General features: G+C 44.3%; 21 protein-coding genes. 3 read left to right on the forward strand and 18 right to left on the reverse strand.

The window, feature by feature from the left end:
- Nucleotides 1–145 precede the first annotated feature (145 nt).
- Nucleotides 146–1,750 (reverse strand): CTP synthase, encoded by a 1,605-nt coding sequence (gene pyrG, locus BLW54_RS02695; protein WP_035506720.1) that lies wholly within the window; start codon nt 1,748–1,750, stop codon nt 146–148.
- Nucleotides 1,751–2,042: 292 nt separating this feature from the next.
- Nucleotides 2,043–2,579, reverse strand: coding sequence for a DNA-directed RNA polymerase subunit delta (rpoE, locus tag BLW54_RS02700; RefSeq protein ID WP_035506722.1), 537 nt, complete (start codon nt 2,577–2,579; stop codon nt 2,043–2,045).
- Between the two features lie 247 nt (nt 2,580–2,826).
- On the opposite strand from rpoE, the gene BLW54_RS02705 reads away from it, so the two are divergent.
- Nucleotides 2,827–3,144 carry a hypothetical protein gene (locus tag BLW54_RS02705; protein WP_035506724.1) on the forward strand — a complete coding sequence of 106 codons (318 nt, stop codon included), beginning with the start codon at nt 2,827–2,829 and terminating at the stop codon, nt 3,142–3,144.
- Between the two features lie 59 nt (nt 3,145–3,203).
- Here BLW54_RS02705 and icmF read toward each other — a convergent pair whose 3' ends face one another.
- The 8 genes from icmF to BLW54_RS02745 form a co-directional block, all read right to left on the reverse strand.
- Nucleotides 3,204–6,449 (reverse strand): fused isobutyryl-CoA mutase/GTPase IcmF, encoded by a 3,246-nt coding sequence (gene icmF / locus BLW54_RS02710; RefSeq protein ID WP_074733186.1) that lies wholly within the window; start codon nt 6,447–6,449, stop codon nt 3,204–3,206.
- Nucleotides 6,450–6,464: 15 nt separating this feature from the next.
- Nucleotides 6,465–7,097: a TetR/AcrR family transcriptional regulator gene (locus BLW54_RS02715; RefSeq protein ID WP_035507694.1), complete on the reverse strand. Its 633-nt coding sequence runs from the start codon at nt 7,095–7,097 to the stop codon at nt 6,465–6,467.
- Between the two features lie 2 nt (nt 7,098–7,099).
- Entirely contained in the window at nt 7,100–8,038 is a 939-nt protein-coding gene (meaB, locus tag BLW54_RS02720; RefSeq protein ID WP_035506729.1) for a methylmalonyl Co-A mutase-associated GTPase MeaB, read from the reverse strand.
- A 12-nt stretch (nt 8,039–8,050) separates the two neighbouring features.
- A complete protein-coding gene (locus tag BLW54_RS02725) occupies nt 8,051–9,190 on the reverse strand; it encodes an acyl-CoA dehydrogenase (protein WP_035506731.1) in 1,140 nt (379 codons plus the stop codon).
- 12 nt (nt 9,191–9,202) lie between these two features.
- A complete protein-coding gene (locus BLW54_RS02730) occupies nt 9,203–10,348 on the reverse strand; it encodes an acyl-CoA dehydrogenase (protein WP_074733187.1) in 1,146 nt (381 codons plus the stop codon).
- Nucleotides 10,349–10,368: 20 nt separating this feature from the next.
- Entirely contained in the window at nt 10,369–11,220 is an 852-nt protein-coding gene (locus BLW54_RS02735; protein ID WP_035506734.1) for a 3-hydroxybutyryl-CoA dehydrogenase, read from the reverse strand.
- A gap of 13 nt (nt 11,221–11,233) precedes the next feature.
- Nucleotides 11,234–12,421, reverse strand: coding sequence for an acetyl-CoA C-acetyltransferase (locus tag BLW54_RS02740; protein ID WP_074733188.1), 1,188 nt, complete (start codon nt 12,419–12,421; stop codon nt 11,234–11,236).
- A gap of 171 nt (nt 12,422–12,592) precedes the next feature.
- Complete coding sequence (locus BLW54_RS02745) at nt 12,593–14,725, reverse strand: heterodisulfide reductase-related iron-sulfur binding cluster (RefSeq protein WP_074733189.1); 2,133 nt, start codon at nt 14,723–14,725, stop codon at nt 12,593–12,595.
- A gap of 210 nt (nt 14,726–14,935) precedes the next feature.
- Between BLW54_RS02745 and cls the strand changes: the two genes are divergently transcribed.
- On the forward strand, nt 14,936–16,120 hold the full coding sequence (gene cls, locus BLW54_RS02750) for a cardiolipin synthase (protein WP_083391464.1): 1,185 nt from the start codon (nt 14,936–14,938) through the stop codon (nt 16,118–16,120).
- A gap of 40 nt (nt 16,121–16,160) precedes the next feature.
- On the opposite strand, the gene BLW54_RS02755 is transcribed toward cls, so the two are convergent.
- From BLW54_RS02755 to speE, 6 genes are all read right to left on the reverse strand, one after another.
- A complete protein-coding gene (locus BLW54_RS02755; RefSeq protein ID WP_035506740.1) occupies nt 16,161–16,340 on the reverse strand; it encodes a XapX domain-containing protein in 180 nt (59 codons plus the stop codon).
- Nucleotides 16,341–16,543: 203 nt separating this feature from the next.
- A complete protein-coding gene (argS, locus tag BLW54_RS02760; protein WP_074733190.1) occupies nt 16,544–18,211 on the reverse strand; it encodes an arginine--tRNA ligase in 1,668 nt (555 codons plus the stop codon).
- Nucleotides 18,208–18,648 carry a YwiB family protein gene (locus tag BLW54_RS02765; RefSeq protein WP_035506746.1) on the reverse strand — a complete coding sequence of 147 codons (441 nt, stop codon included), beginning with the start codon at nt 18,646–18,648 and terminating at the stop codon, nt 18,208–18,210. The genes argS and BLW54_RS02765 overlap by 4 nt, the downstream gene beginning before the upstream one ends.
- Before the next feature lie 84 nt (nt 18,649–18,732).
- The gene (locus BLW54_RS02770) at nt 18,733–19,179 is read right to left on the reverse strand and encodes a hypothetical protein (RefSeq protein WP_074733191.1); all 447 of its coding nucleotides are present in this window, start codon (nt 19,177–19,179) and stop codon (nt 18,733–18,735) included.
- 131 nt (nt 19,180–19,310) lie between these two features.
- Nucleotides 19,311–20,183 (reverse strand): agmatinase, encoded by an 873-nt coding sequence (gene speB, locus BLW54_RS02775; RefSeq protein WP_074733192.1) that lies wholly within the window; start codon nt 20,181–20,183, stop codon nt 19,311–19,313.
- 5 nt (nt 20,184–20,188) lie between these two features.
- Nucleotides 20,189–21,019, reverse strand: a complete 831-nt coding sequence (gene speE, locus BLW54_RS02780) for a spermidine synthase (protein ID WP_074733193.1) — start codon at nt 21,017–21,019, stop codon at nt 20,189–20,191.
- Between the two features lie 149 nt (nt 21,020–21,168).
- Here speE and BLW54_RS02785 point away from each other — a divergent pair, with 149 nt between their 5' ends.
- On the forward strand, nt 21,169–23,217 hold the full coding sequence (locus BLW54_RS02785) for a transglycosylase domain-containing protein (RefSeq protein ID WP_074733194.1): 2,049 nt from the start codon (nt 21,169–21,171) through the stop codon (nt 23,215–23,217).
- A 260-nt stretch (nt 23,218–23,477) separates the two neighbouring features.
- Here the strand turns inward: BLW54_RS02785 and BLW54_RS02790 are convergent, their stop codons facing one another.
- A complete protein-coding gene (locus BLW54_RS02790) occupies nt 23,478–23,819 on the reverse strand; it encodes a YolD-like family protein (RefSeq protein ID WP_035506755.1) in 342 nt (113 codons plus the stop codon).
- Between the two features lie 184 nt (nt 23,820–24,003).
- Nucleotides 24,004–24,546 (reverse strand): YwhD family protein, encoded by a 543-nt coding sequence (locus tag BLW54_RS02795; RefSeq protein WP_035506757.1) that lies wholly within the window; start codon nt 24,544–24,546, stop codon nt 24,004–24,006.
- Between the last annotated feature and the right edge of the window lie 129 nt (nt 24,547–24,675).

Here is a 24,675-nt window from a genome sequence, read left to right on the forward strand (position 1 = left end):
CTGCGTACGAGGTTCTGTTTGTCAAAAATTCTGCAAGAAACTTGAGTTCTCATAAGTGGCCAAAAAGCACCCTAAATTTCAGCCGGGATTTTCTAATAAAAAAGAGACGATGCCTCTTTTTAGACATCGTCTCTGGTTATAGCTATTATTGGTTTGTTTTCATAGCTGCACCAACAAATCCGTAGAATAGTTCCTGTGGACGAGTCGGGCGTGATTTGAATTCTGGGTGGAACTGGCTCGCCACAAACCATGGGTGATCTTCCACTTCTATGATCTCAACAAGGCGTCCATCCGGGCTTGTACCGGAAAATTTGAATCCTGCAGCTTCCATCTGTTCACGATAATGATTATTGAACTCAAAGCGGTGACGGTGGCGCTCATAAACCACTTCTTCCCCGTAGGCTTCCATCGCTTTTGTTCCTTGTTGCAGACGAGAAGGATAAATGCCAAGACGAAGCGTACCCCCAAGGTCTGACACTTCTTTTTGTTCTGGAAGAAGGTCGATGATCGGATGCTCTGTAGCCGGATCTATCTCTGCGGAATGAGCTCCATTAAGCCCTAAAACATTACGGGCAAATTCGACTGTTGCCAGTTGCATACCCAGGCAGATACCAAGGAATGGGGTGTGGCTTTCACGTGCATAGCGAATCGCATCAATTTTACCTTCAATTCCTCTGTCACCAAAACCACCAGGAACTAGGATTCCATCCACACCTTTAAGTTCATCCTCTACATTTTCAGGGTTCAGCTTTTCAGAATTCACCCATTTAACGTCTACATCGGAATCGTAGCTGTATCCGGCATGTTTCAATGCTTCCACGACAGAAATATACGCGTCCGGAAGTTCAACATATTTACCAACAAGCGCAATCGTTGTTTTGTGCTGCAAGTTTGTCACACGGTCAATCAATTTGTTCCACTCTGTCATATCTGCTGGAGAACAGTCCAAACCAAAGTGGTTACATGTAAGCTCATCCAATTTCTGTTCCTGTAACGTAATTGGAATTTGGTAAAGTGTATCGGCGTCACGAGCTTCAATGACGGCATTCTTATTAATATCGCAGAACAAGGCAATCTTTTCTTTCATATCTTCTGAAATCGGCATTTCTGTACGAAGCACAATCACATCCGGCTGAATGCCAAGGGAACGTAATTCCTTCACACTGTGCTGAGTCGGTTTCGTTTTCATTTCTCCTGCTGCGTTCAGATAAGGCACGAGTGTACAGTGCAGGTACATCACATGCTCCCGGCCGATATCACTTTTAATTTGGCGAATCGCCTCTAGGAATGGAAGAGATTCGATATCTCCGACCGTTCCGCCAATTTCAGTGATGACGACATCTGCATTCGTTTCATGACCGGCACGAAAGACGCGGTCTTTTATTTCATTGGTAATGTGGGGGATTACTTGGACGGTTCCTCCAAGGTAGTCTCCGCGGCGTTCTTTTTTAATGACGTTGGAATAGACTTTCCCTGTCGTTACATTGCTGTATTTATTCAGGTTAATATCAATGAAGCGTTCATAGTGCCCTAAGTCAAGGTCTGTTTCCGCTCCATCATCCGTTACAAATACTTCACCGTGCTGGTAAGGGCTCATTGTCCCCGGGTCCACGTTGATGTATGGATCGAACTTCTGAATCGTTACTTTCAATCCTCTGTTTTTAAGCAATCGACCTAATGACGCCGCCGTAATTCCTTTACCCAAGGAAGATACGACACCACCCGTTACGAAAATGTACTTTGTTGCCACGTTGAATCCCTCTTTCTCTATTTGTCTTATTTAGTTATTCACTAATCCGTATCATTTGATAAGGGGCTTTTACAGAAATGCACGACTCCCCGGACTTTTTACTATCTTAAAAAGCCTGGAAGCTTGAACATGCAATAGCACAGGCGCCTTAGCCAAACCTAAGGCGCCGTCTATGTTCTTATAAAAAACAAAAAACGCTCCCCTCTTTCGGGGAGCGTTTGGAAATTTCGTTTCAGGAAATTAAAGAGCCCAAATAAGATTTTACTGATTTGACTTTTAAAAGTCAACCACCTTATTTATCTTCGTCGTCATCTCCAATAAAGCTGACGTCGTCTTCGACGATTTCTTCCTCTTCTTCATCAAGGTCATCTTCCTCGTAGTCACCTTCAAAATCATCATCATCATCATCAAGATCCAGATCTTCATCTGTGAGCTCAAGATCATCCTCAAGCTCCTCTTCATCTGCATCAAATTCAGAAACACCCAATTCGTCTTCAAGCAGCTTGGAAGGCTTTTTCTTCTTCTTTTTCTTTTTGCGTTTTTGTGGAAGGTTTGCAATTTCCTCTTCCATTTGTTCTACCGGATACCATTTCTTCAATCCCCAACGGTTCGTTCCAATGGTCATGAACTGACCGTCGATATTCATGTCCGTATAGAACTGGGCAATATATTGTTCTTTTTGTGCATCAGTAAAGTCCTTCATTGCTGCAATGCGGTTAAAGATTTCGTTGAAGTCAATGGCTTCACGTTCATCTTCTAGAATTTTAGTAGCCAGCACAATCATGGAAGTTTCTTGAATTTGCTCTTGGCTCATTTCTTTTAAGCTCACGGTCCAGCACTCCTTTATATAGACAAAATAGATAAATGACCTCATAGGCATACGAATCACATTTAATCATACCATCCATTATATGAGTTGGCTTTACAAAAATCAAATCGGTTCTCCCTCTTCCTTTTTTAACCAAACTTACATGAAAATAAACTTTCTATATAGAATAGAAATTAGACATAAATGTTGGTGTTCCTGCCAATTTATCTTAAAATAAAGGTAGCATGGATAGAAGGAGAGACGAATTGTGAAAAAACATCCTTTTAATTGGATCGCTACAACTATTGCTGTACTCGTCATCGGGATATGGCTTTTTACCAGCTTCGGCATGATCCACGAGGAACACAAGGAAGAAGCTGAGGTCACGTCTAAAACCCATAATGATGAAGGTTACTTTATTGAGATTGACGATAAGGAAGTCCATGTCAAAGATACGAGTACATGGATGCTTTTAGAAGAAGGGGAAACCTATAACATCACCTATGAATGGTATGGAATGAAAAAACCTTATGTCACGGATGTGAATCAGGCCCACGACGACGATCAGGTCGGCGGCGGTCACTAATAGAAACGCCCCCGCCTATGGTTGAGCGGGGGCGTTCCTCATGTCATCGTCCATTTACACTACATATTCCTTCTATACTGTCCTCCAACTTCATAGAGAGCATTGGTAATTTGGCCGAGACTGGCTACTCTAACCGTCTCCATCAGTTCTTCAAAAATGTTGCCGTCGTTTGCTGCGACCTGCTTTAATCGCTCAAGTGCCTCACCAGCTTCCTTTTCATGAGCTTTCTGGAAGTTGCGCAACTCAGTGATCTGGTGTTCTTTTTCTTCTTTGGATGCGCGGGCAAGCTCCATTGAATCAATTTCCTCTTCAGAAGGTGGATTTGGGTTCAAGTAGGTGTTTACGCCAATAATCGGCAATTCACCTGAATGCTTTTTCCCTTCATAATAGAGGGACTCTTCCTGAATTTTCCCTCTCTGGTACTGACGCTCCATCGCCCCAAGAACACCGCCACGGTCGTTGATCCGTTCAAATTCCTGCAAGACAGCTTCCTCGACCAGGTCAGTCAGCTCACGGATAATATAAGATCCCTGGAGCGAGTTTTCGTTTTTCGTCAGGCCGAATTCTTTACTAATGATCATCTGAATAGCCATGGCTCTTCGGACGGATTCTTCTGTCGGTGTCGTAATGGCTTCATCATAAGAATTGGTGTGTAATGAGTTACAGTTGTCCTGGATCGCAATCAGTGCCTGGAGTGTGGTACGAATATCATTAAAGTCGATTTCCTGAGCATGCAGGGAGCGGCCCGAAGTTTGAATGTGATACTTCAGTTTCTGACTCCGCTCATTCGCTCCATATTTGTCACGCATTACAACGGCCCAGATGCGGCGAGCGACTCGACCGAGGACCGTGTATTCTGGATCCAATCCATTGGAGAAGAAAAAGGACAAGTTTGGTGCGAATTTGTTAATGTCCATTCCTCTGCTCAAGTAGTACTCGACATACGTAAAACCATTGGCAAGTGTAAAGGCGAGTTGGGTAATGGGGTTAGCTCCCGCTTCTGCGATATGGTAACCAGAAATAGAAACCGAATAATAATTACGCACTTCTTTGTCGATGAAGTATTGCTGAATATCCCCCATCATACGTAAAGCAAATTCTGTAGAAAAAATGCACGTGTTTTGACCCTGGTCCTCTTTTAAGATATCCGCCTGAACGGTACCTCTTACTGTGTTAATGGTTTGAGCTTTGATGGAAGCCGCTTCTTCCGCATTGGGTTCACGTCCGTTTTCTTCCGTAAATTTCTCGAGTTGCTGATCGATGGCCGTATTGAAAAACATCGCCAGAATGATCGGTGCCGGACCGTTGATCGTCATCGATACAGAAGTGGATGGGGCGACAAGGTCAAATCCATCATAGAGTTTTTTCATATCCTCCAATGTACAAATATTGACACCACTTTCCCCAACTTTCCCGTAGATATCTGGACGCTCATCCGGATCTTCCCCATATAGTGTTACCGAGTCGAAAGCGGTGCTTAGACGCTTGGCTTCATCCCCTTCGGATAAATAATGGAAACGCCGGTTTGTACGTTCTGGGGTTCCTTCCCCGGCAAACTGCCGTTTCGGATCTTCTCCTTTTCGTTTGAACGGAAAAACTCCGGCAGTAAATGGGAAAGCGCCTGGTACATTTTCTCGCAAAAGCCATGTGAGACGATCCCCCCAGTCTTTGTATTGCGGAAGCGCGACTTTAGGAATCTTAGTCCCGCTCAGACTTTCAGTGGTAATATCCATGGTGATTTCTTTATTCCGTACTTTAAAGGTGTAGGTATCTCCACTATAACGTTCGTGAAGACTCTTCCAATCCTCCAACTTCTCTTTCGTTTCATTGGAAAGCTGACGTTCGTAATCATGAATCAAACGCTGAAGGCTTTCCCTTGCCCCTTCATCTTCCACCAGCTCAGCTGTTCCTTTCAGCTGATAGAGCTTACGAGCTTTTTCTGCCTGGCTTTCTGTTTCCTCATGGTAATGCCGTACAGCTAGAGCGATATCCCGTAAATATTGTTTACGTTCATTTGGAATGATTACATTTTGCTTTTCTACTTTCTCCGCGGTAGAAAAAGCCGTCTCATCCTGCCAAGAGAATTTTTCATTCATCTTATCGACGATCGCTGCAAACAAAGTGTTCGTCCCCGGATCGTTGAACTGGCTTGCTATAGTACCGTACACCGGGAACTTGCTGTCATCTTCATGGAATAACATGTGGCTGCGCTGGTATTGTTTTTTCACTTGATTAAATGCATCTTCAGAACCTTTCTGTTCAAACTTATTAATTACGATAAAGTCGGCAAAGTCGATCATATCGATTTTTTCAAGTTGGGATGGGGCGCCGAATTCGGCGGTCATGACGTACATGGATAAGTCCGTGATGTCGGTAATGGCTGCATCGCCCTGGCCGATCCCGCTCGTTTCTACGATAATAAAGTCCACGCCTGCTGCTTTGACCACTTGGATCGCTTCTTCTACCGCCGAGGAAAGTTCTGAACGGGCCTCCCTTGTTGCGAGTGAACGCATATAAACTCTTGGGTTGAAGATGGCATTCATACGAATCCGGTCCCCAAGCAGTGCACCGCCCGTTTTCTTTTTGGTCGGGTCAACAGAGAGAATGGCTATCTTCTTATCTGGTATTTCATTCACAAAACGACGTATCAATTCATCTGTCAGAGAGCTTTTCCCCGCTCCTCCCGTCCCTGTAATACCGAGGACAGGAATCGTTTTTTCCTGAACCTTCTCCACGGCGGACTCAAAAGCGGCTACCGCTTCCCGCTCCTTTTTTGGAGTATTCTCCACATAAGTAATGAATCGTGCGATGGACTGATGATCACCCGACGAAAGCCCTTCGACTCCTTTTTCAACATCAAGCGGGGGAAGGAAATCACATTCTTCGATCATTAAATTAATCATCCCCTGCAATCCTAAGGAACGTCCGTCTTCTGGTGAGAAGACGCGGGCTACTCCATACTCATGAAGCTCTTTGATCTCTCTCGGGATAATGACTCCTCCGCCGCCTCCATAAACGCGAATGTGGCCAGCTCCTTTTTGGTTTAAGAGGTCCACCATATATTTAAAATATTCTACATGCCCTCCTTGATAAGAAGAGATGGCAATCCCCTGTGCATCTTCCTGAATCGCCGCATTCACAACTTCTTCGACGGAACGATTATGCCCAAGGTGGATGACCTCTGCTCCTGTCGATTGTAAAATTCGCCTCATAATATTAATAGAGGCATCATGACCGTCAAAAAGACTTGAAGCCGTCACAAAACGGACCGGATTATTCGGCTTATAAATGGTCGGTTGTTCCATATCCGATCTTCCTTTCTATTGAAGTGTTCCTTCTACTTCACTATCGAGACCTTTCAACAACAATTGAACCTGTGTATCGATATACGTATCAATGGTGAACGTACGCTGGAGAATCCATCTGCGGAACCCCCACATCTGTCCTTGAACAAAAATATTGTTGGCAATCAATTTCACATGCTCTTCTGGACGCTCCCCCGGGAAACTGTTGATGATTACCTCCTCAAGCATGGCCACCATGTCACGCTCTTTCTTCAACACATAGTCTTGCGCATCACGGGAGAGCGATTTTACTTCCTGGTACATGACAAGCACTTCATCCTGCATATCATCCATCAATTGAAAATAGGAACGGATCGCATGGACCAGACTGTTGATACTCGTTTGGCTGGGATCGATGGAATCTTCCATCCGCTCCTTTACGCGCTGATAAATAGAATCACAGACGAGAAACAGAACGTCTTCTTTCTTACGAATATATTCATAAAGGGTCCCGATACTGAACCCAGAAGCTTTCGCTATTTCACGAGTGGTCGTCTTATGAAACCCTTTTTCGATAAATAGGCTAACCGCGCCTTTAATCATCTGGTTTCTTCGTTTAATAACGAGCGCTTCATCTTTAATGGTCGAGGGGACTTGTTTTTCAGCCAATGTCACTCACCCTTCCTCACCCATTCCTTAAACCAGGAACGAGCCAACTGATAAGGATCAGCCTCTGGATTTTGAAGGACTTCCATCTTTTGGTGATCCTTTGCTATCTCGTCTTTGACTTCCCGCCAAATCTCTTCACGAATTAAATCATACACTTCCATCCGGAACTGCTCTTTCCTACGTTCCACCCCTTTATCTGTCCGGTATAAAAACTCGCGGTGCGTTCTCATTTTTTCATAAAGCTCAGCCATCCCTTTGGCTTCGGTGGATACCGTTTGGACGATCGGGGGCTCCCAACCTTCAGGCTGGACGATCATCATATATTCTCTTAAAGTAGATTTTAGTTTCCTAACTCCCGGTAAATCTGCTTTGTTAATAATGAAAAGATCGGCAATTTCCATGATTCCTGCTTTAAAAATCTGCAGGACATCCCCACTGTTCGGAGTTAATACAAGACCCGTCGTATCTACAACTTTCATAATATCCAATTCTGATTGACCGACACCGACGGTTTCAACGAGAACCACATCAAATCCATAGGCATCACAAACACGGATGGTATCTTTAGTCGCCCGCGCCAAGCCTCCAAGACTCCCCCTTGTAGCCATGCTCCTGATGAAAATACCAGGGTCGAGGAAATGCTGATTCATCCTCGTGCGGTCACCAAGTAATGCGCCTCCACTGAACGGACTTGTCGGATCTACCGCTATGACAGCCACCGTAAGGTCCTGCTGTCTTAAATAAGTAAGCAGCTGGTTAATCAATGAGCTTTTCCCTGCTCCTGGAGAACCGGTAATTCCAATGTAATGAGCCTGTTTCTGTATGGAAAAAACATCGCTCATCAATGAAAGCTTATCTTCTGTCTCATTCTCAATCAGCGTTATGGCTCTGGCCAATGCCCTCATATCCTGTTTCTGTATTCGTTCAGCAAGTGAATGCATATCTCACACGCTCTACTTTGTGACCATACGCCCGACTACGAGCCGTTGGATTTCCTGTGTGCCTTCATAAATTTGAGTGATTTTCGCATCCCGCATGTAACGTTCAACAGGATAATCTTTCGTATAACCATATCCACCGTGTACTTGGACGGCTTCTGTCGTTACCTTCATCGCCGTATCTCCTGCAAACAATTTAGCCATAGCAGAAGCTTTGGAATAAGGGAGCCCTTCTGATTCAAGATAGGCTGCTTGATAGGTAAGCAAACGAGAGGCTTCAATCTCTGTGGCCATGTCAGCGATCTTGAAAGAGATCCCCTGGAGTTTGGCAATCGGTTTTCCGAATTGTTCGCGCTCTTTTGCATAAGCAACGGACTCATCAAGCGCGCCTTGCGCAATCCCTACGGCCTGGGCAGCGATGCCATTACGGCCTCCATCAAGGGTCATCATGGCTACTTTGAACCCTTGCCCTTCTTCACCGAGCAGGTTTTCTTTCGGAATCTTGCAATCTTCGAAAATTAATTCAGTCGTTGGTGAAGAGCGAATACCTAGTTTCTTTTCTTTCTTCCCTGTAGAGAATCCCGGCGTATCTTTCTCAACAATGAACGCACTGATCCCTCGGTTCCCCTGTTCTGGATCCGTTTTAGCAAAAACAATGTAGATATCTGCCACTCCACCATTTGTGATCCATACTTTACTTCCATTCAACACGTAGTGATCGCCATCAAGTTTGGCTTGTGTCCTCATCGAGGACACATCGCTGCCGGCTCCTGGTTCTGATAGTGCATAAGCCCCCAGCGCTTCTCCTGTCGCCAATTGGGTCAAATACTTCTTTTTTTGTTCTTCATTTCCGAATTTAAAAATCGGCCAGCTTGCTAAGGAAATATGGGCAGAAAGGGTCACCCCTGTGGATGCACAGACTCTGGAAAGTTCCTCAACGGCGATCACATAACTGACGAAATCAGATCCAATGCCACCGTATTCCTCCGGCCAAGGGATTCCTGTTAAGCCAAGCTCCGCCATTTTGTCAAAAATATCCCTGTCGAACCGTTCTTCTTCATCACGCTCAGCCGCCGTAGGTTCTACTTCATTCTTGGCAAAATCACGCACCATTTTTCTCAGCATTTCTTGTTCTTCTGTCAATGTAAAATTCATTCTTTCATCCTCCTAATCTCTAAGCAGATGGTTGCCGATGACAATTCTTTGGATCTCACTTGTACCTTCATAAATTTCACATACTTTCGCATCCCTGAAAAACCTTTCAACCGCATAATCTTCCGTATATCCATAGCCCCCATGCACTTGCACAGCTTCAATCGCTGTTTTGACGGCTGTTTTTGATGCCATTAATTTCGCCATGGATACTTCTTTTCCACATTTCTTTCCTGCTGCCTGCAGGGATGCCGCATGATAAACAAGCAGTTTAGACGCTTCTAATTCTGTAGCCATATCCGCTAATTTAAAGGAAACTCCTTGAAAGTCGGCAATGGGACGGCCAAACTGCTCACGGTCTTTAGCATAAGAAACCGCATGTTCAAGTGCCCCTTCAGCAATACCCAGGGATTGGGCTGCAATACCAATTCGACCGATATTCAGGTTGGCGAGAGCAATTCTATAACCTTCTCCCTCTGCACCAAGACGCTGGGAGACAGGAATTTTACATTGGTCAAAGTTCAAAGAAACCGTACTTGAGCCGTGAAGCCCCATTTTCTTTTCCGCTTTTCCAATAGAAAATCCAGGAGTGTCCTTTTCTACAATGAATGCACTCAAGCCTTTTTTTGTCTCGACATCAGGGTTTGTACGGGCAAAAACGATGAATGTATCTGCATTTCCTCCGTTAGTGATGAACACCTTTGACCCGTTAAGAATGTAATGATCTCCTTGCCTGCCTGCACGAGTCTTCAGGCTACTGGCATCAGAACCAGCACTAGGTTCTGTTAAAGCGAACGCCCCTAAATACTGCCCTTTGGCAAGCTTCGGAATATACTTATTCTTCTGTTCATCCGTTCCAAAGTATAAAATCGGGTTCGTTCCGACAGATGTATGGACTGATAAAATGACGCCAAGTGTAGCGCTTACTTTAGATATTTCATGGATAGCGATAATGTAAGAGATATAATCCATCTCTGCACCACCATACTTCTCCGGGATAGGCACCCCCATCAACCCTAGTTCCCCCATCTTTGGAATCAGCTCAGAAGGAAAGCGGTCTTCTTCCTCCATCCGCTCTACAGCAGGAGCCACCTCTTTTTCCGCAAAATCGCGGACCATTTTTCTCATCATTTCTTGTTCATCCGTGAAATGCAAATTCATTCTCGTCTCCCCTTTATACGTTAATCGTAGGTGTAGAAACCACGGCCTGATTTCTTCCCGAGCCATCCTGCTTTGACGTATTTCCGTAAAAGCGGGCACGGTCGGTATTTACTATCTCCGAACCCTTCATGAAGCACTTCCATGATATATAAACATGTATCCAAGCCAATAAAATCAGCGAGAGTCAATGGCCCCATCGGGTGGTTCATCCCAAGTTTCATCACAGCATCCACATCTTCAGGCGATGCAACACCTTCATGTACGGTATAAACGGCTTCGTTAATCATCGGCATTAGAATACGGTTGGAAACGAACCCTGGAAAATCTTCCACTTCGACTGGCGTTTTCTCAAGCTTCTTCGTCATGTCTTCAATTGCCTGATATGTCTCATCACTTGTCTGAATGGCACGGATAATCTCAACAAGCTTCATGACAGGTACCGGATTCATGAAGTGCATCCCGATCACTTGCTCGGGCCTTTGCGTAGCTGCGGCAATCTCTGTAATTGGCAAGGAGGATGTATTCGTCGCTAAAATCGCATGGGATGGAGCAATTTCATCCAACTGTTGAAAAACACTTACCTTCACGTCCATGCTCTCCACAACTGCTTCCACAACAAGATCGCAATCCGCTGCGTCCTTTAAATCGGTTGTTGTAGAGAGAAGTTCTGTTATAGCTTTACGCTCTCCTTCTGTCATTCTTCCTTTTTCCACTGCCCGGCCCAAACGCTTTTCTATTCCTAATAGCCCCTGATCCAATGCATCTTGGCTCATATCATTCATCTTCACATTCAATCCAGCCTGGGCAAAAACTTGAGCAATCCCTGCACCCATCTGCCCTGCTCCAATGACCATTACATGGTTGATTGTCATTCTGTCATCCTCCTTATTGTTTTGGTACTTCAATCAGTACAGCATCTCCTTGGCCCCCGCCAGAACAAATGGCCGCAATGCCAAGACCGCCGCCTCGACGCTTCAATTCGTGAGCGAGTGTGAGAAGGATACGCGCCCCACTTGCACCAATCGGGTGACCTAGAGCAACAGCCCCGCCGTTTACGTTCACTTTCTCATGGTCAAGACCTGCAATCTTCCCACTTGCCAATGAGACAGCCGCAAAGGCTTCATTCACTTCAAAAAGATCTATATCCTCAATAGTTTTCCCTGCTTTTTTCAACAGCTTATTTATGACAAGCCCGGGAGTCTGCGGGAAGTCCTGAGCTTCTACTGCGATTTCATCATGTGCTACAATCGTTGCTAATGTCTCTGCACCCAACTCTTCTGCTTTCTCATCAGACATAAGTACCATCGCACAAGCACCGTCATTAACCCCTGGTGCATTCCCAGCTGTAATGGTTCCAGTCTTATCGAAAACGGGCCGAAGTTTAGCCAAGGATTCAACAGTCGTGTTCTTTCTTGGCGCTTCATCTGTATCGATCACTTTTGGATCGCCTTTTCTTTGCGGCACTTCAACAGCCGTAATTTCATCTGCTAACTTTCCTTCCTCAATCGCCGCTATAGCTCTTTGGTGACTCTGGTAAGCCCATTCGTCTTGAGCTTCCCTTGTTAATTCGAATTCTTCAGCTGTACGATTTCCATAATTACCCATGTGTACGTTTTCGAAGGAGCAAGTCAAACCATCGTGAACCATCATATCCTTAACAGCCGCATCTCCCATCCGAAGCCCCCAGCGTGCTTTCGGCATAAAATATGGCGCATTGCTCATACTCTCCATTCCGCCGGCAACAATGATCTCTTCTTCGCCTAAACGGATAAATTGATCCCCCATCGTTACACTTCTCATTCCAGAGGCACAGACTTTGTTAACAGTTTCCGTTTTTACATCCCAAGGAATGCCTGCTTCTCTTGATGCCTGACGAGAGGGAAGTTGGCCCTGACCGCCTTGCAAAACAGTCCCCATAATAACTTCATTCACATCTTCTACTTTTACATTTGCACGTTCCAGAGCTCCTTTGATTGCGATGCCCCCAAGCTGGGCTGCAGTTAAGGGCGCAAGTGAGCCGCCAAATTTACCAAAGGGAGTCCGGGATCCAGCAACAATTACAGTTTTACTCATAGTTATTCCTCCTCATATTGATAACGCTTTCAAAATAACGATTGAACGCTCGCTCAAAATCGTCCCATAAGGAAAGTGTACATAAAATGCTGTACACTTTCCACAATTTTCATACTATTTCTTCTTTAATCGCACAAGTTCGATGGGTCTTTTTTTTGGTCAAACGTTTGATTAAGCTGTCTTTTCTTCTGCATTCTCAAACATCGACTTCGCTAAAATTTCTGCGATATCCATGGTGCTGACGTCCTCTTCCACTTCTTTCGCTTTCGTACCATCCGATAACATGGTCAGACAGAATGGACATCCACTGGAGATCATTGTCGGTTCCACTTCAAGTGCTTGTTCTGTACGGGCGACGTTTACACGGTTTCCTGATTTCTCCTCCATCCACATCATTCCGCCACCAGCCCCGCAGCACATCCCGTTTGAACGGTTTCGTTTCATTTCGACCACTTCAACCCCTGGAATCATTTCAAGTACTTCTCGCGGCGGCTGGTACACTTCGTTATATCTGCCGAGGTAGCAGCTATCATGATAGGTAATTTTCTCATTGACGATACCTTCCGGCTTCAGACGTCCTTCTTTCAACCATTCTGCAAGCATCTCCGTATGGTGATAAACTTCTGCTTCAAGCCCGAAGTCTGGATACTCATTTTTGAAAATGTTGTAAGCATGCGGATCAATCGTAATGATCTTTTTCACATTATGCTTTTGAAACTCTTTCATGTTCTTTTCAGCAAGTTCCTGGAAAAGGAATTCATTCCCCATCCGACGAGCCGTGTCTCCGGAATTCTGTTCTTTGTTGCCAAGGATCGCAAATTTAACGCCTGCTGCGTGCATGAGCTTCGCGAACGCCATCGCAATTTTTTGACTGCGATTATCATAGGATCCCATGGAACTCACCCAGAATAAGTAGTCAAATTCTTCTCCGGACTTCTTCAATTCTTTTACGGTAGGGATTTGAACATCTTCATCAAGTTGTCTCCAATCCTCACGTTCCTTTTTAGAAAGTCCCCAAGGATTACCCTGACGTTCAATGTTCATCATGGCACGTTGACCATCCGTATCCATTTTTCCTTCTGTTAATACTAAGTACCTCCGCAGATCGATAATTTTATCTACGTGCTCATTCATAACCGGACAGGCATCTTCACAGTTCCGGCATGTTGTACAAGCCCAGAGCTCTTCCTCTGTAATGACATCTCCGATCAAGCTCTTGTTGTTCACAGCATCAAGGGTGGCTGCCGCTTCATCTGTCCCTTTTGAACGAGACATCTGTGCCAATGTATTCCCTTCAGTACTAGAGAACGCGTATGAGGGTACCCAAGGGGACTGTCCTGTCACGGCTGCGCCTTTCTCTGTAAGGTGATCTCGCAGCTTAATGATTAAATCCATCGGTGACAGCATCTTCCCCGACCCAGATGCAGGACAAACATTGGTACAGCGTCCACATTCGACACATGCATAAAAATCGATCATTTGGAGCTGATTAAAGTCTTCAATCTTCCCTACACCAAACGAAACATCGTCTTCGTCGGCGTCTTCATCTATTTCAAAGTCAATCGGCTTAAGCTTTCCTGGAGGCTCTTCTCTGCTCAGGTAAACGTTCACCGGTGCAGCAAGCAAGTGGGCGTGCTTCGATTGAGGTACATACACTAAGAATGTCAGCAAAATGAGCAAGTGAATCCACCACATAATAAAAAATACCGTGGTGGCTGCTACAGGAGGCATCCAACCGAAAGCGCTTGCAATTCCAGACGCAACAGGTTCTGTCCATGATCCTTCATGGCCATGCCAGATGATTCCCATGCCGTTTCCAACAAGAACTGTGACCATCAATGTTCCGATAAAAATAAGGACAAGCCCCGCTTTAAAACCTCGCTTCAAGCGGACCAATTTCTCAATATATCGACGGTAGAAGGCCCAAATGACAGCAACAAGAATAGTCAATGTCACGATTTCCTGAAAGAATGTAAATCCTGGATAGAAAGGTCCTAAGGGCAGATGTGAATCTGGGGCTAGTCCTTTCCAGATAAAGTCGATTGCTCCAAATTGTACGAGAATAAATCCATAAAACATCATCACGTGAATGATGCCTGATTTTTTATCTTTCAACAGTTTCTTTTGACCAAAAACATAAATCCAAATCTTCTTCAGACGCCTTTTCAACTGTCTGTCATACTCGAACTTCTTCCCCATTTTAATGTAAGCGATGCGAGTCTGTACGACACGGACGAACAAGTAAAGGCCGTAGACAAGCACGCCTAGGAATAAAATCCAGTTTGCCACCAACAACGGATTCATCGGTTCTCCCCCTCTTTGTTGTTGTCGCTCAATAGCGACTTCCCTTTTCTCCAATCAGAAAATCTGCATGTAAACTTGCAATTTTCTGAATCTTATAGCTTTACTATAAGTTATGAATGAGCATTCAGTCAACACATTTTCATGTTTTTCCTTTTGAAAAATGTCTTTTTGGGGAACCTAAACGGAAGACACTTCATGGAGGGATCAACTATGCTCATCACCATTATTCTATTTATCCTTTTAATCTTTTTATTACTTTATATGGACATCAAAATGGGAAGGGCGAACCATCTCAAGCAGACCAGGACCCTTCTTTTCCCTAAAACAACAGGAGATTATCAGCTTTATAAGAACGGTTCTGTCCTCTATGAGGAAATGTTTCAAGAGATTGCGGGAGCCACATCCCAAGTCGATATCTGTCTCTTTTTAATTGATAATGACCCTTTTAGCGACCAGTTCTTAGAGATACTCAAGAACAAGGCCCGCAATGGGGTTCCCGTCCGGTTACTCATTGACCGATTAGGAGGATATAAACTCAATAAAAAAAGGCAAAAAGAACTGCAGGAAGCTGGAGTTAAATTCTACTTCGCCGAACCCCCGGGGTTTCCCTTCTTTTTTTATAAGATGAATCGCAGAAACCATCGAAAAATCACGGTCATTGACGGAAAGATAGGCTATACAGGCGGTTTTAACATTGGCAAGAACTATATTGGAGAGTCAGCAAAGTTTGGAGAGTGGAGGGATTACCACCTGCGATTGACAGGTTCTGTTGTTTCGCAAATTCATAAAGTCTTCCTTGATGATTGGTACTTGGCTTCCGGTGAGTCCAGTCCTCCTTGCGAACCTCCCGAAGATGGAGATTACAAATTAAATGTTGTAGCCACTGATGGGGTTGAACTTGAAGGAAAATTTGAAAAGATGATTACTTCAGCGCAGGATGAAATCCTTATCGGCACCCCTTACTTTATACCGACAGAACGTTTACAAAAAGGTTTGCTGCAAGCCATCGAACGGGGAGTGAACCTGCATGTGTTGGTTCCAATGAAAGCCGATCATCCATTTGTGAAACCAGCAGCTATCCCTTACTTAAAGGAACTCTATGATAACGGGGCAACAATACGACTGTTCGATGCTGGATTTTACCATTCAAAAGTTATTATGATTGATCAAAAGGTGGCTGATATCGGCACCGCTAACTTCGACCGCAGAAGTTTTTTCTTAAACAAGGAAGTCAACCTCTATGTTTTCGATGAAGCTTTTATCAAGGACCTAAGAAAAGCCTATTTTGAAGATGCCGATGATGCTCTTCCATTTGATGAGCACTGGCTCAAGCACCGTTCTATGACAACACGATTCAATCAGCGGATTGCTGTATTTCTCCGCCCCTTTTTATAAATCTTTACATGGGCGGCTCCTTACCTCTTAGCCGCCCTTATTACTTGAAAAATTCCGGAAGCATTGGACCGACCCATGCCATAATTTTAAACCCAAAGTAAATCCCGATGATACCTGCAACCCCTGCAAAAGCTGGCGGTGCTGGAATTGGCAGTTTGAATGCCGCAAAAACAATTCCTACGATTAAGCCGGTAATAAATGCGAGCAAGATCTCTTTCATTATTTCCACAACCTTTCAAATATGTATAACCTTAGCTTTTGCTTGCCTGCGCCTTGTCATGCAGGTATCTTTTTTATATTACGAAAAATTCCCCATAAAATACTTACTCCATTCCTAATTAAATGGAAGAGAGGAACCATAGAGCATAAAAAAAGAACGCCCCTGCTCCCTTAGCAAAGACGCCCTTTTCCCAGTATATGAAATTACATTTGATTCGGTGCAGACACACCAATTAAACGAAGTGCATTACTCAACGTTGTGCGGACCGCTTTCATCAAGGCAATTCGAGCAGCTGTCAACTCAGGGTTCTCTTCATCAAGCACTTTCACCGCATTATAAAAACTATGCAGATTGGATGCAAGGTCAAACGCATATTGGGTTACACGGTGAGGCGTACGTTTTTCAGCAGCATCGGCTATTACTTGCGGAAATTCACCTAAACGTTTGAGAAGGTCCTCTTCTTTTTCAGCTGTTAACCAGCTGCCATCGTAAGAATCCTTCACTAACCCTTTTTCTTCCGCCTGCTTCAACATTGTACAGATGCGGGCATGAGCATATTGAACGTAATAGACAGGGTTTTCATTCGATTCCGAACGGGCAAGATCCATATCAAAGTCCAGATGAGAGTCGCTTGAACGCATGGAGAAGAAGTAACGCATGGCGTCAATGCCGACCTCTTCCATCAACTCGCGAAGAGTGACAGCTTTACCTGTCCGCTTACTCATCTTCATCTTTTCACCATCTTGGAACAAATTCACCATTTGAATGATTTCCACTTCAAGTGTCTCTTTTTCGTAACCAAGTGCTTGAATAGCCGCTTTCATTCGCGGGATGTAACCGTGGTGGTCTGCTCCCCAAATATTGATTAACGTATCAAATCCGCGGTCCAGCTTGTTTTTGTGGTAAGCGATATCTGGAGTCAGATAGGTGTATGTGCCATCATTTTTGATTAGAACACGGTCCTTATCATCACCAAACTTGGTTGTTTCGAACCATGTAGCCCCATCTTTTTCAAATACGTACCCTTGATTCTTCAGCACTTCCAAAGCATTCGTAATTTGATCATCATGATATAGAGACGTTTCAGAGAACCATTCATCAAATGGAACACGGAACTCTTCAAGGTCTGTCTTAATTTTATTTAATAGGAATTTCAACCCGTATTCACGGAAAAATTGGAGGCGTTCTTCTTCCGCAACATCGACCCATTTTTGTTGATCTTCGCTTACCAGTTGTTCTGCAAGTCCCACAATGTCCTGACCGTGGTAACCATCCTCAGGCATATCCCACTCTTGCCCTAAGGCCTGCATGTAGCGCGCTTCCAAAGATTTCGCTAAATTTGCCATCTGATTCCCAGCATCGTTAATGTAATATTCGCGGGAGACATCATATCCAGCTGCATCCAGAACGTTGCATAACGAATCACCTACAGCTGCTCCACGTGCGTGACCTAAGTGGAGTGTTCCCGTCGGGTTAGCAGAAACGAACTCGACCTGGACCTTATGTCCATCGCCACTGTTGCTTTGTCCATACTCTTGTCCAGCCTTGAGAATAGCCGGTACAAGCTCCGTCAAATATTGATTATTCATGTAAAAGTTAATGAATCCCGGGCCGGCAATTTCGATTTTCTCAATCGATGCTTTCGATTTGTCGAATTGCTCAACTAAATCTGTCGCAATAGCTCGCGGATTCTTCTTGGCTACGCGTGCCAATTGCATAGCCATATTCGTGGCATAATCTCCGTGCGCTTTGTCCTTCGGCTGCTCAAGGATAACTTCAGGCATTTCTTCTTCTGAAGCAAGTTCAGCAGCTAGAACGGAGCGGACAATTTCTTCTTTCAGCTTTTGTTCCATTTGTTCCACGATATTCATGAATCGTTCTCCTCCTCAAACGTCAATGTCAAGCGGTGGGCTTGAGTCACTTCGTGATTTAACGTCATTGTATAACGCAAATGCAGTCGTCCTTGTGTAGATTCTTCTAAAGAGCGGAAATCCACTCGTTCTGTAAAAGTTTTCATATGAAAATCACCGTAAGTATGGTGATATAAATTTTCCGTTTCCAAAGATTCTTGAAATACCTGGCGCATCTCTACACCGCCGCTACGCTTAATGCTGACATGGGCAGGCTTAATTGTCACCATCGTGCTGATCGGATCTCCTTCTTCAGGGTGCTCGGTAAAGGTGAGCACTTGAGTATCGCCTCGCGTGAAAAATTGCCCAGGTTCCTGGATCTCCATCGTTTCTTTTCGATCCTCATCCTGTATTTCCGTAACAAGCTGCACCTGAACGTCTTTTGCATGACTTGGCATCTTGACTCCACCTTTTCTATCGCTGTTTTTACGTACAAGATATAACTAATATATTATAAGAATTCGCGTCGGAAAACGCAAGCATCATTCAAGAAGGTGGTCAACATATTGATGGACTTCAGCTATTTGAGTGACATGGGCAGGAACAGAATAGGCCGCATATAAGACAAGGATAGCCAAAATACTCGTCATGTACCACTTGAATGATAGATTTTTTTTGAATGGGCGGCGTTCCGGGACAATGGCAAAGAGTATAAATGGCAGTAGAATACCGATTACTAGGACATCCGTCTTCCATTGTTTATTTTCGACAGATACAGCGAGGGTGAACTGCAGAAGCTCATTCATACGGTCTTGAACATTCACTTCAGCCACTTCCTCTTCGCCAAGCCCTTCCTTGATTACAAGTGTCTCACCATCCAAATCATAGGATATGTTGGAAGGATTCCAATTTGCACCATAAGTGAGGAGGAGCAGGGGAAGCATAATGAGAATATAAATCCCTGCGACTCCAATCGTCTTTTTATTCAAAACAAAGCGCTCCTTTGTAAAATGTCTTTCCTTCTCCTTTTATTAACGATGATCACCCAATTTAATAAAAGTCATAGAAATAGAAAAGCCACTATGACGGGCTCTCACAGCGGCTGTTTCTATTTTATCATTTATTTCACGAACCCTAAAAGCATTTCGCGGATGAATTTGCTTGCTGCGATCTGTGTCTTCTCTGTCGGATCATAAGCAGGGGCCACTTCTACAAGGTCGGCTCCCACGATGTTCAAGTCACTCGCTGCTAAAGCGTGTATACTTGCAAGTAACTCTTTCGATGAGATCCCTCCCGCTTCAGCTGTCCCTGTACCTGGTGCGCAGGCAGGATCAAGCACATCAATATCGATGGTTACATAAACAGGGCGGCCGGTAAGCTTGGGGAGAACCCTTTTCAAAGGTTCCAAAACTTCAAATTTACTCATATGCATCCCGGAATCTTTGGCATACTGAAACTCTTCACGCATGCCGGAACGTATACCGAATGAATAGATGTTTTCAGCGCCTATCAGCTCACATGCCTTTCGAATAGGCGTAGAGTGCGACAACACTTCCCCTTCATACTCTTCACGAAGATCGGCATGGGCATCTATATGAATGACGGCAAGGTCTGGGTGTTTTTGATACATCGCTTTAAGAACCGGCCATGTAACGAGATGCTCTCCGCCAAGCCCGAGCGGAAACTTTCCTTTTTCTAAAAGTTCACGAATGTATCCTTCAATGATATCAAGGCTGCGGGCAGCATTGCCGAATGGAAGCAAAAGATCCCCGGCATCATGATACTTCACTTCTTCTAAATGCTTGTTAAGATAGAGACTGTACTCTTCCAAACCGATGGATGCTTCCCGAATTCGATTCGGCCCAAAACGTGAACCCGGGCGGAAGCTGACTGTCCAGTCCATCGGCATCCCATAGAGGACGATATCTGCTTCGTCCTCAGTGGCCCGGCTCATAATGAACACTTTTCCAGAGTAGGCTTCATCAAAACGCATGGGACTCACTCCTTTGTCAGATCTTTGACGAACTTCGGAAGGGCAAAACAAGCATGATGAATTTCGTCCGTGTAATATTTTGTATTCATCGTTGTAAAACGATCGGCAGATACTTGCAAGGGATCATAAATTTTACTGCCAATGGTAAATGTCCAAAGTCCGCTTGGATAGGTCGGAATGTTCGCTGTATATACCTTTGTAATCGGGAACGTTTCCTTCACATCCCTGTACACCTGGCGAATCAAGTCAGCTTTGAACCAAGGGTTATCTGTTTGTGCAACGAAAATGCCGTCCTCTTTCAATGCTTTGGCAATCCCCTCATAAAAACCTCTGGAAAAAAGACTTACAGCTGGGCCTACAGGTTCTGTCGAATCAACCATGATGACGTCATATTCCTGCTCACTTTCTGCGATGTGCATGAAACCGTCCGCCACTTTCACTTCCACACGCTCATCTTCAAGTGCGCCTGCAATCGAAGGCAGATACTGTTTCGAATATTCGATGACTTTCCCGTCGATTTCGACAAGTGTGGCTTTCTCTACCGTTTCATGCTTTAATACTTCCCTAATCACACCGCCATCTCCGCCACCGACGACGAGCACATTCTTAGGATTGGGATGGGTAAATAACGGCACATGGGCGATCATTTCATGATAAACGAATTCATCCTTTTCTGTCGTCATGACCATATCATCAAGGACGAGCATTTTCCCCCACTCTGCTGTTTCTAACATCTCTAGATCTTGATAGTCCGTTTTCTCATTATGAAGGGATCGATTGACCTTTGCTGTAATTCCGAAATGATCGGTTTGTTTTTCTGTAAACCATGTACCCATGTGCATTTCTCCTTTATTTATCTATGAAAATTCATTAAATTCACTATGACTTGCGGGATTTATTAGTCACAAGAAGTTTATTTTACTACGTATTCTCACATAATAATAGCAGTCTTTATACATTCTTAACAGTTGGGAGTCTAAAAGAAATGCGATCACTATTTAGAAAGACTTACCGATGGATGGTCCGGGGGATAAAGCTTGTCCTATTCACTACGATTGTCGGCATTGTCGGTGTCATCGGAATTCTTATCTATGCCATCACCCAAGGTCCTCCCTCTTTAATAACAGAACAAAACACCGTCCTCTATGGGGGAGACGGCGAAATCATAGGTGAAGAACAAGGAGCCGAAGAACGGTATTGGATCAATATTGAGGAAATGCCGGAATCTATTAAGGAGGCTACCCTCGCTATCGAAGACAGGCGTTTTTATGACCACTTCGGATTCGACTTCAAACGAATCGCTGCTGCTGCGCTTACAGATATTAAACAAATGAGAATGGCGGAAGGAGCCAGTACCATTACACAGCAGTATGCCAGAAACCTTTATCTCTCTCATGATAAAACATGGAAAAGGAAAATAAACGAGGCAATATATGCGTTACGGTTAGAAATTTTTTATAGCAAAGAAGAGATTTTAGAAGGCTACTTGAATACGATTTACTATGGTCACGGTGCCTATGGAATCGAAGCGGCAAGCCGTCAGTACTATAATAAGCACGCTGAAGACCTCACTTTGACGGAAGCAGCCATGCTCGCAGGCGTCCCTAAAGGGCCAAGCTATTACTCTCCCCTCGCGAATGAAGAACGTGCGGAAGAAAGACAGCAGCAAATTTTGGCGGAAATGGAACGGAACGGGTATATTACTTCATCTGAAAAAAGAGAAGCTGTAGCAGCAAGCCTGGTTTATGCCGAGGGTCAGGAAGAAGATACTCAGGAAATCGCTCCCTATTTCCAGGATCATGTCCTAATAGAAGCGTCTGAACTACTGGGGATCGATAAAGAAAGTGTGCAGACAGGTGGTTACCACATTCACACCACTCTGATTGAAGAACACCAGCGTATTTTAGAGGAACAAGTGAACAAGAACATTCCCGAAGACGAGGAGATTCAAGTGGCCTCTGCAGTTATGGACAGCCATTCAGGAGCCATTACGGCGCTTATCGGTGGAAAGGATTATAAAGAAAGCCCTTATAATAGAGCAACCCAAGCCAAGCGCTCAGTCGGATCGACCATCAAACCTTTCCTTTATTATGCGGCCCTTGGAGAAGGATACTCACCGGTAACGATGAAGGAAGTTCAGCCTATTGAAATTAAGGTCGACGGGCAAGAGAAGCCTTATGTCCCGTCAAACTTTAATAATCAACATTCAGAAAAACCCCTTTCCATGGCGCAAGCTCTTGCGATTTCTGATAATATCTACGCTGTAAAGACACACATGGACATTGGTCCAGATAAATTAGGAGCTACTATGAAAACGTTTGGTGTGGAGGGAACGTTCACCCCCCACCCATCCCTCGCCTTAGGATACTCTTCCATTTCCCTATTGGATATGGTTAGTGCGTACGGCAAAATGGTGAAAGGGACAGAATCACTGGAAGGACATACCATCGCCAAAATTACAGACCGGCATGACAACGTGTTGTATGAATACAAGCCGACATACAACAAAGAAAAGGCTATAGATAAAGATCGGGCATTTACTGTAACGCATATGATGACAGGGATGTTCGATTCTGTACTAAACGCTGACTATGCGGCTGTAACCGGTCGTCCAATCAAAGGTAAGCTGACTCGTATGTACGGAGGGAAATCTGGTACTACTGATAACGACAGCTGGATGATCGGGTTCAGCCCTCAATACGTTTCCGGTGTGTGGGTTGGTTATGATAACGGTCAGAAACTAAAAGATTTCAATGATCACAGATACGCTAAAGCGGTTTGGGCGGATACGATGGAAAAAGTACACGAATCCGAACCCACAGCAGCCTTCACTCCCCCACCTGGAGTAAAGGGTGTTTATATTGATCCTGAGACCGGTTATCTGGCTGGACCCAACTGCCCTCAGGAGCGGCTGGTTTATATGGAGAAATCGGATATTCCTGAGCAAGTATGCGGAGGTGACGACAGCAAAGACCTTGACGATGAATTTAAAAATGACCCATGGTTTAAGGATGTCGTCGACTGGTTCTTTTAATCCAGAGCCACTTTCATATGAAAGTGGCTTTTTTTAAAAGTCATTCATAATCATCTTCATCTGGGCAAAAAAAGGGGACTCCAGGATTGAAAAAAAAAGACAGAGAAAACGACCGGCAGAACCGGTCGCTTTCTCTGTCCTAGTAAACATGTATAACCCATGTGTTACTTAATATATTACCACTTTCGCTTATTCGTCAAGATTCGCCGTCCGAATTCCGGAAATTTTTAATGAACATTTTGTGAACAAATAGTGAACACCTATCGAATAGTAAGATCCGCAATATCATCTAAAGGAAGACGAATGGTTTCTTTTGTCTCCTCATTCACTCCTGAGACCGTATGGGTTGACCTGTTAACATGACTAGGTTTCATGCAGATCTCTTCATAATCAAAACCATTATGAATTCTTATCTGTACCGTTAAATGATCACTGAGTGCTCGCTGCAAAAGAAAGTCGATTTCCACTGCTTTTTGCTCATCCATTATCCCTTTTTCAACTCGTTGGTCTTCCTTCCAAAGTTTCTTCACCATTTCTACATGCTCCGGCAGCATAAGCGATGTCCATTTGATCGTCCCACGATCACGATTGCGATTATCCATTACCACTCCTCCTTAACCACGAACATTTGTTCTTATTCTATCATAAAAGAGCCTCCCGTAAACTGGAATTTTCATACTTGGAAAAGTAAACCTGCTTTTAGCTTGAGAAAGGTTCGAGAAGAACAGGAAAATAAAAAAAGAGAGGAACGTTTATTTTCCTCTCTTTCTAATATGCTGATCCCCGTTATTGTACACCCAGGGAGTCTTTCAACTCCTGAGCTGTGTTCTCCCATAGTTCAGGTTTAAATTCACGCAGATATTCCCCCAGAAGTCTTTTCGCTTTGTCATCAAGATGATCGACAACGAAGCGTCCTTTCAAGGATTTATCCATATGATTGACGTGCTCCGGCATCAACTTATAACCTCTTTTGATAGAACGATCGACAACGATCTCACTGGCGGCGACTCCATGGTAACATGGTTTACCTTCTTTATAATCAACGGTTACCCAGGCAATCCAGTACTGCAGTCCATTTTTCACAACTTCCCGGTCTGTAATGAACTTGATGCGTTTTTCTACTTTACTGCGAGCATGAAGGGCCCCCATATCGACATAGGCTTCCTCTTCATTTGGATCAACGATAACCGGGGTCATGTTTTCGAGACTAATGGAGCCAACACCATAGCCTCCGTGACCATCTGTAGAATCGTCTTTAATTATGGTGAATTGGTTCTTCTTTTTATCGTTGCTTTCCCCTTTATTTTTGAACTGGTCGAATTCTTTCATCAGGCGATCCTCCTCATCTGTCCACCTCTTATTTTGTCCCATTTTAACATACAAAACGCTTCTTGTTAGAAGAGACGCTCTGACTATTGGTCAAACGTTTGTTTAATCGCTTTAAACTCCCGATTCAGT

The organism is Halobacillus karajensis (assembly GCF_900108515.1).
Lineage (GTDB): Bacteria > Bacillota > Bacilli > Bacillales > Halobacillaceae > Halobacillus > Halobacillus karajensis.